The following is a 2,569-nucleotide window of genomic DNA, read 5'->3' as shown; positions in this document are numbered from 1 at the left end:
GGGGATCCGCCCTGCTGCCGACCATGTTCGCCATCGGGCTGCTGATCGCGTTCGCGCGTGACGAGCCCGCTGCGCGGGCGGCGCTTCCTTGCGGCAACCCCGCTTTGGTAGAAAAGCGGCGGGAGGCGCCGTGCGGGACCGGGGGCCTCGGAGATGGAACACGATGCGACCGGCGTGCCTCGGCGGCGCGTTGTCCGGAGAGCGGTGAATTTCGGTGCATGTCGTACTCGCCGGTGGGGGGACCGCCGGCCACATCGAGCCCGCGCTCGCCCTCGCGGACGCCCTGCGCAGGCAGGACCCGACCGTGGGGATCACGGCCCTGGGCACGGAGCGCGGCCTGGAGACCAAGCTCGTACCACAGCGGGGCTACGAGCTGGCGCTGATCCCCGCCGTACCCCTGCCGCGCAAGCCCACCCCCGAGCTGATCACCCGTTCCGGGCCGGGCTGCGCGGCACGATCAAGGCGACCGAGCAGATCCTCGAGCGCACCAAGGCGGACGCCGTGTCGGCTTCGGCGGTACGTCGCGCTGCCCGGCTACCTCGCCGCCAAGCGCCTCGGCGTGCCGATCGTGATCCACGAGGCCAACGCCCGCCCCGGCCTGGCCAACAAGATCGGTCCCCGGTACGCCGCCCAGGTGGCCGTCGCCACCCCGGACAGCAAGCTGCGCAACTCCCGCTACATCGGGATCCCGCTGCGCCACACCATCGCCACCCTGGACCGGGCCGCGGCCCCGGCCCGAGGCTCGGCACATGTTCGGCCTCGACCCCAACCTGCCCACCCTGCTGGTCTCCGGCGGCTCGCAGGGCGCCCGCCGCCTCAACGAGGTCGTCCAGCAGGTCGCGCCGTGGCTGCAGCAGGCCGGCATCCAGATCCTGCACGCGGTCGGCCCGAAGAACGAACTGCCGCAGGTGCAGCAGATGCCAGGGATGCCCCCCTACATCCCGGTAAGTTACCTGGACCGGATGGACCTCGCGTACGCCGCTGCCGACATGATGCTCTGCCGCGCGGGCGCGATGACCGTCGCCGAACTCTCCGCCGTCGGGCTCCCGGCCCGCCTACGTCCCGCTGCCCATCGGCAAAACGGCGAACAGCGGCTGAACGCCCAGCCGGTGGGTCCGGCCACGCTCCCTGCCCTTCGCTCATGCGGTCCTAGTGCTGTGCACGGTGGGCGGCGATCGCCTCGTACACCATGCCGACGAGCAGGTCGTCGGCGTCCCGGCGGCCGAACTCGGCCGCGGCGCGGGACATCTCGTACAAGCCGGTGCGGTCGGCGAGCACGGGCAGGACGTTCGCCCGCACCCAGTCGGGCGTCAGGCTCCGCGTCGTCGACCAGCAGTCCACCGCCGGGCCTTGACCACCGGCTGGGCGTTCAGCCGCTGTCGCCGTTGCCGATGGGCAGCGGACGTAGGCGGCCGGGAGCCCGACGGCGGAGATTCGGCGACGGTCATCGCGCCCGCGCGGCAGAGCATCATGTCGGCAGCGGCCGTACGCGAGGGTCCATCCGGTCCAGGTAACTTACCGGGATGTAGGGGGCATCCCTGGCATCTGCTGCACCTGCGGCAGTTCGTTCTTCGGGCCGACCGCGTGCAGGATCTGGATGCCGGCCTGCTGCAGCCACGGCGCGACCTGCTGGACGACCTCGTTGAGGCGGCGGGCGCCCTGCGAGCCGCCGGAGACCAGCAGGGTGGGCAGGTTGGGGTCGAGGCCGAACATGTGCCGAGCCTCGGGCCCGGCCGCGGCCCGGTCCAGGGTGGCGATGGTGTGGCGCAGCGGGATCCCGATGTAGCGGGAGTTGCGCAGCTTGCTGTCCGGGGTGGCGACGGCCACCTGGGCGGCGTACCGGGACCCGATCTTGTTGGCCAGGCCGGGGCGGGCGTTGGCCTCGTGGATCACGATCGGCACGCCGAGGCGCTTGGCGGCGAGGTAGCCGGGCAGCGCGACGTACCCGCCGAAGCCGACCACGGCGTCCGCCTTGGTGCGCTCGAGGATCTGCTCGGTCGCCTTGATCGTGCCGCGCAGCCGGCCCGGAACGGTGATCAGCTCGGGGTGGGCTTGCGCGGCAGGGGTACGGCGGGGATCAGCGCCAGCTCGTAGCCCCGCTGTGGTACGAGCTTGGTCTCCAGGCCGCGCTCCGTGCCCAGGGCCGTGATCCCCACGGTCGGGTCCTGCCTGCGCAGGGCGTCCGCGAGGGCGAGCGCGGGCTCGATGTGGCCGGCGTCCCCCCACCGGCGAGTACGACATGCACCGAAATTCACCGCTCTCCGGACGAACGCGCCGCCGAGGCACGCCGTCGCATCGTGTTCCATCTCCGAGGGGCCCCCCGGTCCCGCACGGCGCCTCCCGCCCGCTTTCTACCAAAGCGGGGTTGCCGCAAGGAAAGCGCCGCCCGCGCAGCGGGCTCGTCACGCGCGAACGCGATCAGCAGCCCGATGGCGAACATGGTCGGCAGCAGGGCGGATCCCCCGTAGGAGAACAGCGGGAGGGGGACTCCGGCGATCGGCAGCAGGCCGAGCACCGCACCGATGTTGATCACCGCCTGAGCGGTGATCCAGGTGGTCACGCCTCCCGC

At 72.4% G+C, this 2,569-nt stretch carries 1 protein-coding gene and 4 pseudogenes; 3 read left to right on the top strand and 2 right to left on the bottom strand.

What is annotated here, in order from left to right:
• The 3 pseudogenes from LN251_RS35220 to LN251_RS35210 form a co-directional block, all read left to right on the top strand.
• Positions 1 to 208, top strand: a pseudogene (locus LN251_RS35220) (cell division protein FtsW); the annotation flags it as partial.
• A gap of 6 nt (positions 209 to 214) precedes the next feature.
• Positions 215 to 580: pseudogene (locus LN251_RS35215) on the top strand (glycosyltransferase); the annotation flags it as partial.
• Positions 581 to 749: 169 nt separating this feature from the next.
• A pseudogene (locus LN251_RS35210) lies at positions 750 to 1,052 on the top strand (UDP-N-acetylglucosamine--N-acetylmuramyl-(pentapeptide) pyrophosphoryl-undecaprenol N-acetylglucosamine transferase); the annotation flags it as partial.
• Between the two features lie 97 nt (positions 1,053 to 1,149).
• Here the strand turns inward: LN251_RS35210 and murG are convergent.
• Positions 1,150 to 2,245: pseudogene (gene murG, locus LN251_RS35205) on the bottom strand (undecaprenyldiphospho-muramoylpentapeptide beta-N-acetylglucosaminyltransferase).
• A gap of 6 nt (positions 2,246 to 2,251) precedes the next feature.
• The coding region (locus LN251_RS35200; protein ID WP_458248244.1) for an FtsW/RodA/SpoVE family cell cycle protein at positions 2,252 to 2,569 on the bottom strand (318 nt) is incomplete at its 5' end.

The sequence above is a fragment of the Streptomyces sp. MAI_2237 genome (genome assembly GCF_054189285.1).
The sequence above is the reverse complement of the archived record's forward strand: the minus strand, read 5'-3'. Positions and strand labels throughout refer to the sequence as shown.